This is a genomic window from Buttiauxella sp. 3AFRM03, assembly GCF_003675305.1.
GTDB lineage: Bacteria > Pseudomonadota > Gammaproteobacteria > Enterobacterales > Enterobacteriaceae > Buttiauxella > Buttiauxella ferragutiae.
Genome location: NZ_CP033076.1, coordinates 5,201,788 through 5,214,078 on the forward strand (window position 1 = coordinate 5,201,788; position 12,291 = coordinate 5,214,078).

The 12,291-nt window shown below is 52.2% G+C and carries 12 protein-coding genes; 8 read left to right on the top strand and 4 right to left on the bottom strand.

Features of this window, described 5'->3' with window-relative positions; all coding sequences use genetic code 11:
* The first annotated feature begins 72 nt into the window (after window positions 1-72).
* From hemA to kdsA, 6 genes are read left to right on the top strand one after another with little or no spacing between them, the layout of a single operon-like run.
* Complete coding sequence (gene hemA / locus D8682_RS25900) at window positions 73-1,329, top strand: glutamyl-tRNA reductase (RefSeq protein WP_121815784.1); 1,257 nt, start codon at window positions 73-75, stop codon at window positions 1,327-1,329.
* Between the two features lie 35 nt (window positions 1,330-1,364).
* The gene (gene prfA, locus D8682_RS25905; RefSeq protein WP_064547400.1) at window positions 1,365-2,447 is read left to right on the top strand and encodes a peptide chain release factor 1; all 1,083 of its coding nucleotides are present in this window, start codon (window positions 1,365-1,367) and stop codon (window positions 2,445-2,447) included.
* Window positions 2,447-3,277, top strand: coding sequence for a peptide chain release factor N(5)-glutamine methyltransferase (prmC, locus tag D8682_RS25910; RefSeq protein WP_121815549.1), 831 nt, complete (start codon window positions 2,447-2,449; stop codon window positions 3,275-3,277). Before prfA ends, prmC begins: the two co-directional genes overlap by 1 nt.
* A gap of 19 nt (window positions 3,278-3,296) precedes the next feature.
* Window positions 3,297-3,686, top strand: a complete 390-nt coding sequence (gene sirB2, locus D8682_RS25915) for an invasion regulator SirB2 (RefSeq protein WP_064547396.1) — start codon at window positions 3,297-3,299, stop codon at window positions 3,684-3,686.
* Between the two features lie 3 nt (window positions 3,687-3,689).
* On the top strand, window positions 3,690-4,499 hold the full coding sequence (gene sirB1 / locus D8682_RS25920) for an invasion regulator SirB1 (RefSeq protein ID WP_064547394.1): 810 nt from the start codon (window positions 3,690-3,692) through the stop codon (window positions 4,497-4,499).
* Window positions 4,500-4,539: 40 nt separating this feature from the next.
* Window positions 4,540-5,394 carry a 3-deoxy-8-phosphooctulonate synthase gene (gene kdsA, locus D8682_RS25925; RefSeq protein ID WP_064547392.1) on the top strand — a complete coding sequence of 285 codons (855 nt, stop codon included), beginning with the start codon at window positions 4,540-4,542 and terminating at the stop codon, window positions 5,392-5,394.
* Window positions 5,395-5,542: 148 nt separating this feature from the next.
* Here the strand turns inward: kdsA and chaA are convergent, their stop codons facing one another.
* Window positions 5,543-6,646, bottom strand: a complete 1,104-nt coding sequence (gene chaA / locus D8682_RS25930) for a sodium-potassium/proton antiporter ChaA (RefSeq protein ID WP_064547379.1) — start codon at window positions 6,644-6,646, stop codon at window positions 5,543-5,545.
* 475 nt (window positions 6,647-7,121) lie between these two features.
* On the opposite strand from chaA, the gene D8682_RS25935 reads away from it, so the two are divergent.
* Complete coding sequence (locus D8682_RS25935) at window positions 7,122-7,814, top strand: gamma-glutamylcyclotransferase (RefSeq protein ID WP_133523077.1); 693 nt, start codon at window positions 7,122-7,124, stop codon at window positions 7,812-7,814.
* A gap of 44 nt (window positions 7,815-7,858) precedes the next feature.
* Here D8682_RS25935 and D8682_RS25940 read toward each other — a convergent pair whose 3' ends face one another.
* Window positions 7,859-8,212 carry a DsrE/DsrF/TusD sulfur relay family protein gene (locus tag D8682_RS25940; protein WP_121815551.1) on the bottom strand — a complete coding sequence of 118 codons (354 nt, stop codon included), beginning with the start codon at window positions 8,210-8,212 and terminating at the stop codon, window positions 7,859-7,861.
* A gap of 107 nt (window positions 8,213-8,319) precedes the next feature.
* Between D8682_RS25940 and D8682_RS25945 the strand changes: the two genes are divergently transcribed.
* Window positions 8,320-9,720 carry a YchO/YchP family invasin gene (locus D8682_RS25945; RefSeq protein ID WP_121815552.1) on the top strand — a complete coding sequence of 467 codons (1,401 nt, stop codon included), beginning with the start codon at window positions 8,320-8,322 and terminating at the stop codon, window positions 9,718-9,720.
* Between the two features lie 95 nt (window positions 9,721-9,815).
* Here the strand turns inward: D8682_RS25945 and narL are convergent, their stop codons facing one another.
* Both narL and narX read right to left on the bottom strand, forming a co-directional pair.
* The gene (gene narL, locus D8682_RS25950; RefSeq protein WP_064547361.1) at window positions 9,816-10,466 is read right to left on the bottom strand and encodes a two-component system response regulator NarL; all 651 of its coding nucleotides are present in this window, start codon (window positions 10,464-10,466) and stop codon (window positions 9,816-9,818) included.
* Entirely contained in the window at window positions 10,453-12,243 is a 1,791-nt protein-coding gene (gene narX / locus D8682_RS25955; protein ID WP_121815553.1) for a nitrate/nitrite two-component system sensor histidine kinase NarX, read from the bottom strand. Before narX ends, narL begins: the two co-directional genes overlap by 14 nt.
* Window positions 12,244-12,291: the final 48 nt, after the last annotated feature.

The following is a 12,291-nucleotide window of genomic DNA, read 5'->3' on the forward strand; positions in this document are numbered from 1 at the left end:
TATTGACTGCACGCATCCTGTATGATGCGCCGAGTTAATCCTTATCAACATCGGTATTACTCAGACCGCTCAATGACCCTTTTAGCGCTTGGCATCAACCATAAAACAGCTCCAGTCTCGTTGCGAGAACGTGTTACGTTTTCGCCGGACACGCTCGACCAGGCATTGAACAGCCTGCTCGAACAGCCGATGGTGCAAGGTGGGGTGGTGTTGTCGACGTGTAACCGGACTGAGCTGTATCTGAGCGTCGAAGAACAGGAAGACCTGCACGAGCAGCTCGTGCGCTGGCTATGTAATTACCACAACCTCAACGAAGAGGAAGTGCGTAAAAGCCTGTACTGGCATCACGACAACGACGCAGTCACCCATTTAATGCGTGTCGCAAGTGGTCTTGATTCGCTGGTGCTCGGCGAGCCACAAATCCTCGGGCAGGTTAAAAAGGCCTTTGCCGACTCACAAAAAGGGCATTCGCTTTCCAGCGAACTGGAGCGCATGTTCCAGAAGTCCTTCTCCGTTGCCAAGCGTGTTCGCACCGAAACCGAAATCGGCGCGAGTGCCGTATCCGTTGCGTTCGCGGCCTGCACCCTGGCACGACAAATTTTCGAATCCTTATCGACTGTCACCGTGTTGCTGGTTGGTGCGGGTGAAACCATTGAACTGGCGGCGCGTCATTTACGTGAACACAACGTTCAGAAGATGATTATTGCCAACCGCACGCGTGAACGCGCTCAGGTGCTGGCTGATGAAGTCGGTGCCGAGGTAATAAGCCTGAGTGACATTGATTCTCGCTTGCAGGAAGCTGACATTATTATTAGTTCCACCGCCAGCCCACTGCCAATCATTGGTAAAGGCATGGTCGAACGCGCGTTAAAAGCTCGCCGCAACCAGCCGTTACTGTTAGTCGACATCGCCGTCCCGCGCGATGTTGAGCCGGAAGTAGGCAAACTGGCGAACGCCTATCTGTATAGCGTTGACGACCTTCAGGCGATAATTCAAAGCAACCTCGCGCAGCGCAAGGCTGCCGCCGTTGAAGCTGAAACGATTGTCGCACAGGAAAGTGGTGAGTTCATGGCCTGGTTGCGTGCCCAAAGCGCAACGGAAACTATCCGTGAATACCGCACACAAGCAGAACAGGTTCGTGATGACCTGGCTGCTAAGGCTATCGCCGCGCTCCATCAGGGTGCCGATGCCGAAACAGTCCTTCAGGATTTGGCATGGAAATTAACCAACCGCCTGATCCACGCTCCAACCAAATCGCTCACGCAGGCTGCCCGTGACGGGGATGACGAACGCCTGCAGATTCTGCGCAACAGCCTCGGGCTGGATTAGCAAATAAACTCTTATTACAAGGTGAAACACCGCCCATGAAGTCTTCTATCGTTGCCAAACTAGAAGCTCTGCAAGAGCGCCATGAAGAAGTTCAGGCACTGCTTGGGGATGCTGCCACAATTGCCGACCAGGATCGTTTCCGTGCTTTGTCACGTGAATATGCCCAGTTAAGTGACGTTTCCAGTTGCTTCCTGAAATGGCGTCAAGTGCAGGAAGATATTGAAACCGCACAAAGCATGCTCGATGACCCGGAAATGCGCGAAATGGCGCAAGAAGAATTAAACCAGGCGAAAAGCGACAGCGAAGAATTAGAACAACAACTGCAAGTCTTGCTGCTGCCAAAAGATCCTGATGACGAACGCAACGCTTTTGTGGAAGTTCGTGCCGGGACCGGCGGTGATGAAGCGGCTATTTTTGCCGGTGACCTGTTCCGTATGTACAGCCGTTACGCAGAAGCACGTCGCTGGAAAGTTGAAATACTGAGCGCCAACGACGGTGAACATGGTGGCTTTAAAGAAGTAATCGCCAAAATCAGTGGTGAAGGTGTTTACGGCCGTTTGAAGTTTGAGTCCGGCGGTCATCGCGTGCAGCGTGTTCCGGCAACTGAATCTCAGGGGCGTATCCATACTTCCGCTTGTACCGTCGCGGTGATGCCAGAAATTCCTGAAGCGGAATTGCCAGATATCAACCCAGGTGATTTGCGTATCGACACCTTCCGTTCCTCGGGCGCGGGCGGTCAGCACGTTAACACCACCGACTCTGCAATTCGTATTACCCACTTACCGACCGGGATCGTAGTGGAATGCCAGGACGAACGTTCCCAGCATAAAAACAAAGCCAAAGCGCTTTCGGTATTGGGTTCGCGTATTCGTGCCGCTGAAATAGCAAAACGCCAACAGGAAGAAGCTTCAACGCGCCGCAATTTGCTGGGCAGTGGCGATCGTTCAGACCGCAACCGTACTTATAACTTCCCGCAAGGCCGTGTAACCGACCATCGCATCAACGTGACGTTATACCGTCTGGATGAAGTGATGGAAGGGAAACTCGACGCATTGATCGAACCTATCGTGCAGGAGTTCCAGGCAGACCAGTTAGCGGCGCTGTCTGAGCAGGATTAATGGATTTTAAACACTGGTTACAACAGGCAATTGCCCAGCTTCAGGAAAGTGAAAGTCCGCGTCGCGACGCGGAAATCCTGCTGGGTTTTGTCACCGGTAAAGCACGAACCTTCATCCTCGCTTTTGGTGAAACCGAGCTGGCAGCCGAGCAACAGCAACAACTTGCTGTTTTGCTGGCAAGACGTGTGAAGGGCGAGCCTATCGCGCATTTGGTTGGCGAGCGTGAGTTTTGGTCGCTGCCTTTGCGCGTATCGCCGGTGACGCTTATTCCGCGCCCTGATACCGAATGCCTTGTCGAACAAGCCCTCGCCAGAATGCCTGCCACCGCGTGTTCCGTGCTGGACTTAGGCACCGGTACCGGGGCGATTGCGTTGGCGATTGCCAGCGAGCGCCCGGATTGTGACGTTGTCGCACTGGACTTGATACCTGATGCGGTTGAACTTGCGCGCGATAATGCGAGTCGCCTTGGAATAACCAACGTTGAGGTCTTGCAAAGCAACTGGTTTAGTGCGCTCAATACGCAGCGTTTTGCCGTGATTGTCAGTAATCCACCCTATATTGATGAGGAAGATCCGCACCTTTTACAGGGTGATGTTCGCTTTGAACCTCGCAGTGCGCTGGTGGCTGATAACCACGGTTTGGCCGATTTACGCACGCTGGTGGAAACATCGCGCAACTTCCTTGAATCGGGCGGTTGGTTATTGCTCGAACACGGTTGGCAACAGGCAGCACAAGTTCGTGAACTGTTTAGCGACGCCGGATATACCGAGATACAAAGCTGTCAGGATTACGGTGGCAATGACCGTCTGACAACAGGACGCTTTTTCTAAAGATAAGGAACTGAGCAAAATGGCAACTTACTTCGCGCTCAAGCATTTTCATATTCTGACGGTTATCATTTCCGTGAGTTTGTTCGTTTTACGCTACTGGTGGCAATACCGCGATTCAGCCATGTCGAACAAGCGCTGGGTGCGCATTGTGCCGCATGTGAATGATACGCTATTGCTGGTCAGCGGTGCTGCACTGGTGATGATTACGCATTTCTATCCCTTCACGCCGCAAGGTGCATGGCTGACTGAGAAGCTATTTGGCGTTATTATCTATATCGTTTTAGGGTTTATCGTGCTGGGCAAACGCCCGCGCAGTCAGCAGATCCGGCTATTTGCCTTTTTGCTGGCGCTGGTGGTGCTTTACATCATCATTAAACTCGCCACCACCAAAATACCATTACTGGGGTAAGTCATGAGGTCGTTAGCCGATTTCGAATTCAATCAGGCGCCGTTGTGCGAGGGCATGATTTTAGTCTCGCAGTTGATCCGTGATGATTTCCCGGCAGAAGAAGTGCGTGCACAACTGGAAAGCCTGGCAAGCCTGGCGCGGGAAGAGATCTGCGAAGGTCAGCACCAGGATGTGCAACTCGAAAAATTAGTCGAGCTGTTTTATGGCAGTTGGGGTTTTAAAGACTCCAGCGGCGTTTACCGTTTATCCGATGCATTGTGGCTTGATAAAGTGCTGACAAAACGCCAGGGAAGTGCGGTGTCTTTGGGGGCGATTCTGTTATGGATTGCCGAGCGCCTTGATATCCCGTTAAATCCTGTAATTTTCCCCACGCAGCTAATTTTGCGTGGCGACTGGATGGACGGCGAAATGTGGCTGATCAACCCATTTAACGGCGATACGCTCAACGAACATACGCTGGAAGTGTGGTTGAAAGGTAATGTCGGGCCAACAGCTGAACTGTTCGATGAAGATTTAGATGAAGCTGATAACGCGGAAGTGGTGCGTAAATTACTCGACACCCTTAAATCTGCGCTGATGGAAGAACGTCAAATGGAACTGGCACTGCGTACCAGTGAAACGTTGCTCCAGTTTAATCCGGAAGACCCGTATGAAATTCGCGATCGTGGCTTAATTTATGCGCAGCTTGATTGCGAACACGTGGCTCTTACCGATCTCAGCTATTTTGTCGAGCAGTGCCCGGAAGACCCGATTAGCGAGATGATCAAAGCGCAAATTAATTCGATTTCGCAAAAACAGGTCACTTTGCACTGATGCTAAATTTTTAAATGTTTCCCAACAAGGCGAGATAAAGATGGAACAAAAAGTGGTTAAGATTGGTGACATCAACGTCGCAAACGACCTGCCGTTTGTGCTGTTTGGCGGCATGAACGTACTGGAATCACGCGACCTTGCAATGCGTATTTGTGAGCATTACGTCACCGTGACCCAGAAACTGGGCATTCCATACGTGTTCAAAGCGTCCTTCGATAAAGCCAACCGTTCATCCATCAACTCTTATCGTGGCCCAGGCCTCGAAGAAGGGATGAAGATTTTCCAGGAACTGAAGCAAACCTTCGGCGTGAAAATCATCACTGACGTTCATGAAGCAAGCCAGGCACAACCTGTTGCCGATGTAGTTGATGTGATTCAGCTGCCTGCGTTCCTCGCCCGCCAGACCGATCTGGTAGAAGCGATGGCGAAAACCGGTGCGGTGATCAACGTCAAGAAGCCTCAGTTCGTCAGCCCTGGTCAAATGGGTAACATCGTTGATAAATTCCACGAAGGCGGTAACGACCAGATTATCCTGTGTGACCGTGGCGCGAACTTCGGTTACGACAACCTGGTTGTCGACATGCTCGGTTTTAGCGTAATGAAGCAGGTATCTAACGGTTCACCGGTTATTTTCGACGTGACACATGCTCTGCAATGCCGCGACCCGTTTGGTTCAGCGTCGGGCGGCCGTCGTGCGCAGGTGACTGAACTGGCTCGTGCCGGTATGGCGACTGGCCTGGCAGGTCTGTTTATCGAAGCGCACCCGGACCCAGATAACGCACGTTGTGATGGCCCATCTGCATTGCCGCTGGCGAAGCTCGAGCCATTCCTCAAGCAAATCAAAGCGATTGACGATCTGGTGAAGAATTTCGAACCACTGGATACCAGCAAGTAAGTCAGGACTAATGGCGGATGACGTTGCACTTATCCGCCCTACAAAAATCAGACTTTTTGACGTGGTAGGGTGGATAAGCGCGAGCGTCATCCACCAAAATAAAAAGCTCTTATCTCACGATAAGAGCTTTTTTTATGACGCAAATTCGTCAGGCAAAAATCGTCATCAAATAAGCGGCAAACAGCGCAAGGTGCGCGGTGCCGTTGAGCACATTGGTGCGCCCGGTTGAAAACGAAATCTGGCATAACACTAGCGAAGTTAGCATGACTACCAACTCCGGCATCCCTAAACCAAAGGTCAGGTCGTTGCCCGTCAACATCGCAATCAGCGTCACCGCAGGGACTGTCAGTGAAATCGTCGCCAGTACCGAGCCAAAGAACAGATTCATGGCTCGCTGAACCTGGTTACTCAATACTGCTTTCAACGCCCCCAGGCCTTCAGGCGAGAGAATCAATAATGCCACCAGGAAGCCAGTAAATTGCGCAGGTGCATTCAGTGTCGTTAGCAGTGACTCCAGCGGGCCGGCATTCATTTTAGTGACCGCAATTACCGCTACCAGATGCACGATTAACCAAATGGAATGCCAGGTGCTGCTATGCGCAGATGGCTTACCATGATGCGGGTCGTCGTCGTCAGACTCATCTTCATGCTCGTAAACGAACAGGCTTTGGTGCGTACGGGTCTGAATTAACAAGAACACGCCATACATCGCCGCTGAAATCGCGGCCGCCATTAACGCCTGGCCGGTGCTAAAGTTGCCTGCTGGCAGCGCGGTCGGTAACACCAGGACGATGACAGCCAGCGGAAACAGCGCGATTAAATACTGTTTGATGCCGAACAAATTCATATATTGCGTGGCGAATTTACGGCCACCCAACAGCAATGAGAAACCCACCAGCCCGCCAGTCACAATCATGATGATGGAATAGAGCGTGTCACGCATCAGTGTCGGCGCAGCATCACCGGTTGCCATTAATGCGGAAATCAGGCTGACTTCAAGAATAACTACAGAAAGACTCAGAATCAGGGAACCGTAAGGTTCACCTAAACGGTGCGCCAAAACGTCTGCATGGCGTACCACGCTAAAGGCGCTACTTAAAATACCCACCAGCGCCAGAATGTTGATACCCACTACCGCCGACATTGACTGGCTTCCTCCCCATAAAACCAGTACCACCAGCGCTAATACCGGGAAAATGAGGGAACTCTCCTTATGACGGGTTTTCACCGCCTCATGTTGTGTTTTCGTCAAAATACTTCTCCATATCCAGAGGTGCTAAGCCATTTCTTCATTATAGTCAGACATTAAAACCCCGTTAAAATAGCAAACAATGTTGGATTTCTGCGGAAATTTACTCAGTTTTACCGCTTTCATAGCTATAGTATTACTGATGAATGAAAATCAATGTTTGGTGATTTTAGTCAATACAAAACAAGTGGATATACATTCATGTAAAGCAATTAACTGGAAGGTAGTGATGATAAATGACATAAGAAAACCTTATCCAACACTTAATCTATTGATATTGCTATCCAAACGCTGCCACACCTTTCAGTATGGCAAGTTAATATGACATTTTTGCTGTTTTGTGATCCTCGTCAAACTTGCCAGAGTCCCGCAGATTGCATATGTTTTCTTATAGACTGTTACTAATAGTAAGCAGTTTTAAAAAGCCCGGAAGGCGCATCTGACGTGACAAGGAAGTATGCAGTGGCGGAGGTGTATCGTGTTAACGCGTGATTTCTTAATGAAAGCGGATTGTAAGACAGCTTTTGGTTCCATTGAGGAATCGTTGTTGTGGACCCCTGAACAGCGTCTGGCTTCTCTTGCTGCAACGCTGGCTTGTCGTCCCGATAACAGTCCGGTATGGATTTTTGGCTATGGTTCCCTGATGTGGAACCCGGCATTCGAATATGAAGAGTCAGCCGCAGGCACGCTTGTTGGCTGGCATCGTGCATTTTGTTTACGTTTAACCGCCGGGCGCGGCACCGCTTGCCAACCGGGACGCATGCTGGCGCTAAAAGAGGGCGGGCGCACCACCGGTCTTGCGTACCGTCTGCCTGAAGCGATGCTTGAAGACGAACTGACGCTGGTCTGGAAGCGAGAAATGATCACCGGCTGTTACTTACCCACCTGGTGCAAACTGGAACTGGATGATGGCCGCGTGGTGAATGCTCTGGTGTTTATCATGGACCCGCGCCATCCACTCTACGAAGCTGATACCCGTGCTGAAATCATTGCCCCACTGATTGCCGCCGCCAGCGGCCCATTGGGCACAAATGCGCAATATCTGTTTTCGCTGGAACAAGAACTGATGAAGCGCGGGATGCAAGATGATTGTCTGGATGAGCTGGTGAATAAAGTTAGAGCATGGCTCCAACCGAAAGATGACGAAGGGCTACAGCCTGGATTTGCCTGAAAGATCATTCCGGCCTTCTGCTGAGGGCCGGAATAAAGTGGCTATCAGAAGGTTAATACTTTATCGGCGCTCAGCGTCCACTCCGCCAATTCCACTAGCGTGCCAATCTCTACGCCATCTACCAATGGCAGAGCCGTGATACCACGCCCGTCGGTGCAGGTTTTGCATAATTTCACTGGTACATTCTGCGCCGTTAAAATCTCCAGCATTTGCTGGATGTTATAGCCCTCAGCCGGTTTTTGGCCGCGCAAACCGGCGGTCACCGCATCAGACATTAAAAACAATTTCACTTGCGGCTGTGGCTGCTGGTCGCATAGCGCAATCGCCAGACGCAGGCTGTTGAACAGAGATTCGCTGCCATAAGCAGCCCCGTTGGCAATCATCACAATCTTCTGCATATTTCCTCCTTCCTGGGTGAACGCAAATCATACCTTATAAAACCCAGAGTAATCTGTGTTTACCAGTTTGGGCGTGAATTGCAGGGTTGAGATGTTATAATTTCCAGATGTTTAGAAAAGCCGTTCCATTTTTTACCCTGTCTTATGCACTCCTCAGCGCTGGAGGGGCTGCCAGTACCCGGCAGACCTTTATCGAACAAGCCGAAAATCCTTTTGACCAAACCACCGAACAATTACCGGACTTAGGCATGGCGCCGGAAAGCGATGCCACGGCGCGGGAAATCGCCGCCATGGCGAAGAAATTCGGTGAAGCGAGCATGGTGGATGATGGGCTGGATGCGGGCGATCAGGCGCGGATGTTCGCTTTTGCCCGGTTGCGCGATGTGTTAACCAGCAAAGTGACCAACGAAGCGGAATCGCTGTTATCGCCGTGGGGTAAAGCCAGTATCAATTTACGGGTGGATGAACACGGTAACTGGAATGGCAGCAACGCCTCGCTGTTTAGCCCGTGGGAAGATAACAGCCGTTATTTGACCTGGAGCCAGGTGGGGTTTACCCAGCGCGATGATGGCACCATCGGCAACCTTGGGGCCGGGCAACGTTGGGTTGCCGGTGACTGGTTGCTGGGCTACAACGCGTTTTACGACAATCAGCTTTCCACCCATTCGCAGCGCGCAGGGTTTGGTGCCGAAGCGTGGGGCGAATATCTACGTCTTTCGACAAATTTCTATCAACCGCTAAAAAACTGGCAAGAAGGCGAAAGTGAAACGATGGAGCAGCGCCTGGCACGGGGTTACGACGTGACCGCACAGGCCTGGTTACCGTTTTACCGGCACATCAATACTAGCCTGAGCTTTGAGAAGTATTTTGGTAACAGCGTTGACCTGTTTGATAGCGGCACCGGTTATCGCAACCCGGTGGCGGTGACGATGGGGCTGAATTATACCCCCATCCCGTTATTGACGCTGACCGCCCAGCATAAGCAGGGGGAAAGTGGTGTCTCGCAGGATAACCTTGGCCTGAAAGTGAATTATCGTTTTGGTGTGCCGGTGAGTAAGCAGATTTCTGCGGCTGAGGTCGCCACCACCAGTTCGCTGCGCGGTAGCCGCTACGACAACGTGGAACGTAATTCGCTGCCGGTGATGGAATATCGTCAACGTAAAACGCTGGCGGTCTTTTTGGCAACACCGCCCTGGGAATTACAGCCTGGTGAGACTGTGGCACTGAAGCTGCAAATCCGCGCCAGTCATGGTATCCGCAGCGTAATCTGGCAGGGTGACACCCAGGCGCTGAGTTTGACGCCACCTGCAGATAATCGTGACACCAGCGGTTGGAGCATGATTATGCCAGCATGGAGCGAGCAAGGGCCCAATGAGTTCCGTCTTTCGGTAGTTATCGAGGATGATAAAGGCCAGAAAGTGACCTCTAACTGGATTACGCTGCAGCTGGCGGAGCCGTTGATTGTCAACCCGGTTGGTGACCCCAGATATGAGTTGTTGCCCGAATAGTAGGTTATGTCGGATGGCTGTCATGTCGGATGACGGGATTTTGTAGGGTGGATAAGCGCAGCGTCATCCACCATTCTTTTCCATCATTCAAACCATCAGAAAATACGATCCTGATGCACCCACACCGCCGCTTCAACGCGGGATTTAAGCTTCATCTTCTTCAACAAATGCTTAACGTGAACCTTCACCGTACTTTCGGTGATGTCCAGACGGCGTGCGATCATCTTGTTCGGCAAGCCCTGGGCGATAAGTTTGAGAATGTCGCGCTCGCGCGGCGTAAGCAGATTCACATCACGGTCAGAGGTGGCGCGGTTGGCGCGCAAACTGGCAGCCAGCACTGGCGTTAACGCTTCACTCAGTACCATTTCACCGGCGGCGGCTTGTTGCAAGGCTTTCAGCAAATCTTCCGGTTCCATGTCTTTCAACAAATAACCATCTGCGCCTCTTTTCAGCGCCGTCACCACATCTTCTTCATGGTTCGACACGCTAAACACCACGATGCGGCCAGAAAGCGGTTTTTCACGCAGGCAATCCAGCGTTTCCAGACCGTTCATACCCGGCATATTCAAATCCAGCAGAATCAGATCCGGGTCGAGTTCCTCCGCCAGTAGCACGCCTTGCGCACCATTGCCCGCTTCACCCACGACGGCTAACTCCGGCGCCATACTGATCAATTGTTTAACACCAGTACGCAGCATCGGATGATCGTCGATGAGCAAAATGGTTGAGGCTTCAGGGTGACTCATGATTGGCTCCTGTGGCTATTTCGGGGATAAAACTGACGACGATCTGGGTACCGCCATTTGGGCGCGCCAGTACCTGGCAGTCACCTTTCAGACTCTGCGCGCGGTCACGCATAATGATCAGTCCGTAATGATTGCGCCGCTCGCCGTTGTCGGGGATACCACGACCGTTATCCCATATGGTTAAGGTCATTTGATTCTCGCGATGTATCACGCTTACCCCACATGCGGTGGCGCGGGCGTGTTTGAGGCAGTTATTCAACGCTTCACGGGTGATTTGCACCAGATGAATCGCCTGATGTGAGGGCACCAGACGCGGCGGTACTTGATAATCAAGAACCACCGGGAAACCCAGTTTTTCACTAAACTCGCGGCAACTCTCTTCAAGCGCCGGACGCAGTCCTGGCTCGATTAACTGCAGGCGGAAAGTGGTCAGCAGTTCGCGCAACTGTCGCCATGAAGTATTCAGTTCGCTGCGCATCTGGCTGAGTAAGGTCTGCATCTCAGGCGGCAGCGTGGCCCCCTGCATTTGCAAACAGCTGACCTGCATCTTCAGGCAGGATAGCGATTGGGCGATGGAGTCGTGCAGTTCACGGGCAATGGCGGAACGCTCTTCCATCACCACCAGTTGCTGTTGGCGTTCATATTGCCTTTCCAGCGCGAGAGTGGCCGTCAGTTGTTCCATCAGGGTCAGCACTAATTGCTGCTGGTCGTGCGTCAGACTGCAGCCGATCGGTAATTGCGCCAGCACCAGGCCATATTGAATGTGGTTGTCGGTTAATCGCCACTTTTGCGGCGTGGATTCGCAAGGCTGCGGTGCTGGTTCGCGTGGGCAAAGATTGCAGCCGCTGGCTTCGCAACTGCTGTCTGGCTGGTAGGTGTATTCTTCGTAATTCTCTTCATCTTCATACTCATACACCCGCAATTCGAGATTCCGCAGCGGTGTCAAATGCTGTAGTTCGCTGAGTACCGGAGACAGGCGCTGGCACAGCGGAGCCTGCGAGTGCAGGCGGCGATTAGCCTGATAGAGAAACGATAACATCTGATTCTTTTGCTCAAGCCCGGCGGTTTTCTCGCGCACGCGCTGCTCAAGGCTGGCGTAACTTTCTGCCAGTTCCGCCGACATACTGTTTAAGGCGATGCCCAGCGTTGCCATCTCATTTCGCCCGCGTACCTGCACGCGATGGGTGAAGTCACGCTGGCCAATCGCCTGAGCCATAGTTAATAATTTTTGCCACGGGCGTAGCAGGCGTTTGCGTAACCAGATGACGGTGAAAATGATCAGCAAACCCATTAACGCGGCCATGCCCATTTGTAGCTGAATAATTCGCTGCAGGCGCAGTTCGGTGGTGTGATCAAAGGTGGTGACCAGTTGGTCTATGCGCCCGACGAAGCCCGCGACATGCGGTTTGACCTGGTCGGCATTCTGGGCACGACGCAGTGCGGGTTCTAGCACCTCGCGCCAGTAATGTTGCAGTGCAGCTAATTTGTCTTGTTGCCCATCCTGCTGTGCGGCTTGCGCTAAATCGTTGCTCCAGCTGGTCTTTTCCATCTCGCCGAGCAGGGCGCTGTCTTGTTCGGTGAGCGGAATGGCGGCCAGCAGACGATAGCTCTGCATGCGCATCGACCCGGCTTTGTTGATAGCGTGCGCGTTGCCCTGAATACCTTGTGCCAGCCAACCCGCCAGGCTCATTCCCGCAACACCGAGCAACGCCAACAACAGCACTATCAATGCCAGTTGGTTAAACAAGGTGAGAGGGGACAGCAGGCGTTTTAGCATCGAAAGGTGAACTCCGGAGTCAGGATAGAGAGTGCGGGTATTCTCAGA

Coding starts and splice junctions, on each gene's coding strand:
- kdsA (WP_064547392.1), top strand. CDS start 4,540: ATGGAACAAAAAGTGGTTAAGATTGGTGACATCAACGTCGCAAACGAC.
- prfA (WP_064547400.1), top strand. CDS start 1,365: ATGAAGTCTTCTATCGTTGCCAAACTAGAAGCTCTGCAAGAGCGCCAT.
- sirB2 (WP_064547396.1), top strand. CDS start 3,297: ATGGCAACTTACTTCGCGCTCAAGCATTTTCATATTCTGACGGTTATC.
- sirB1 (WP_064547394.1), top strand. CDS start 3,690: ATGAGGTCGTTAGCCGATTTCGAATTCAATCAGGCGCCGTTGTGCGAG.
- narL (WP_064547361.1), bottom strand. CDS start 10,466: ATGAGTCACCCTGAAGCCTCAACCATTTTGCTCATCGACGATCATCCG.
- prmC (WP_121815549.1), top strand. CDS start 2,447: ATGGATTTTAAACACTGGTTACAACAGGCAATTGCCCAGCTTCAGGAA.
- hemA (WP_121815784.1), top strand. CDS start 73: ATGACCCTTTTAGCGCTTGGCATCAACCATAAAACAGCTCCAGTCTCG.
- D8682_RS25940 (WP_121815551.1), bottom strand. CDS start 8,212: ATGCAGAAGATTGTGATGATTGCCAACGGGGCTGCTTATGGCAGCGAA.
- narX (WP_121815553.1), bottom strand. CDS start 12,243: ATGCTAAAACGCCTGCTGTCCCCTCTCACCTTGTTTAACCAACTGGCA.
- D8682_RS25945 (WP_121815552.1), top strand. CDS start 8,320: ATGTTTAGAAAAGCCGTTCCATTTTTTACCCTGTCTTATGCACTCCTC.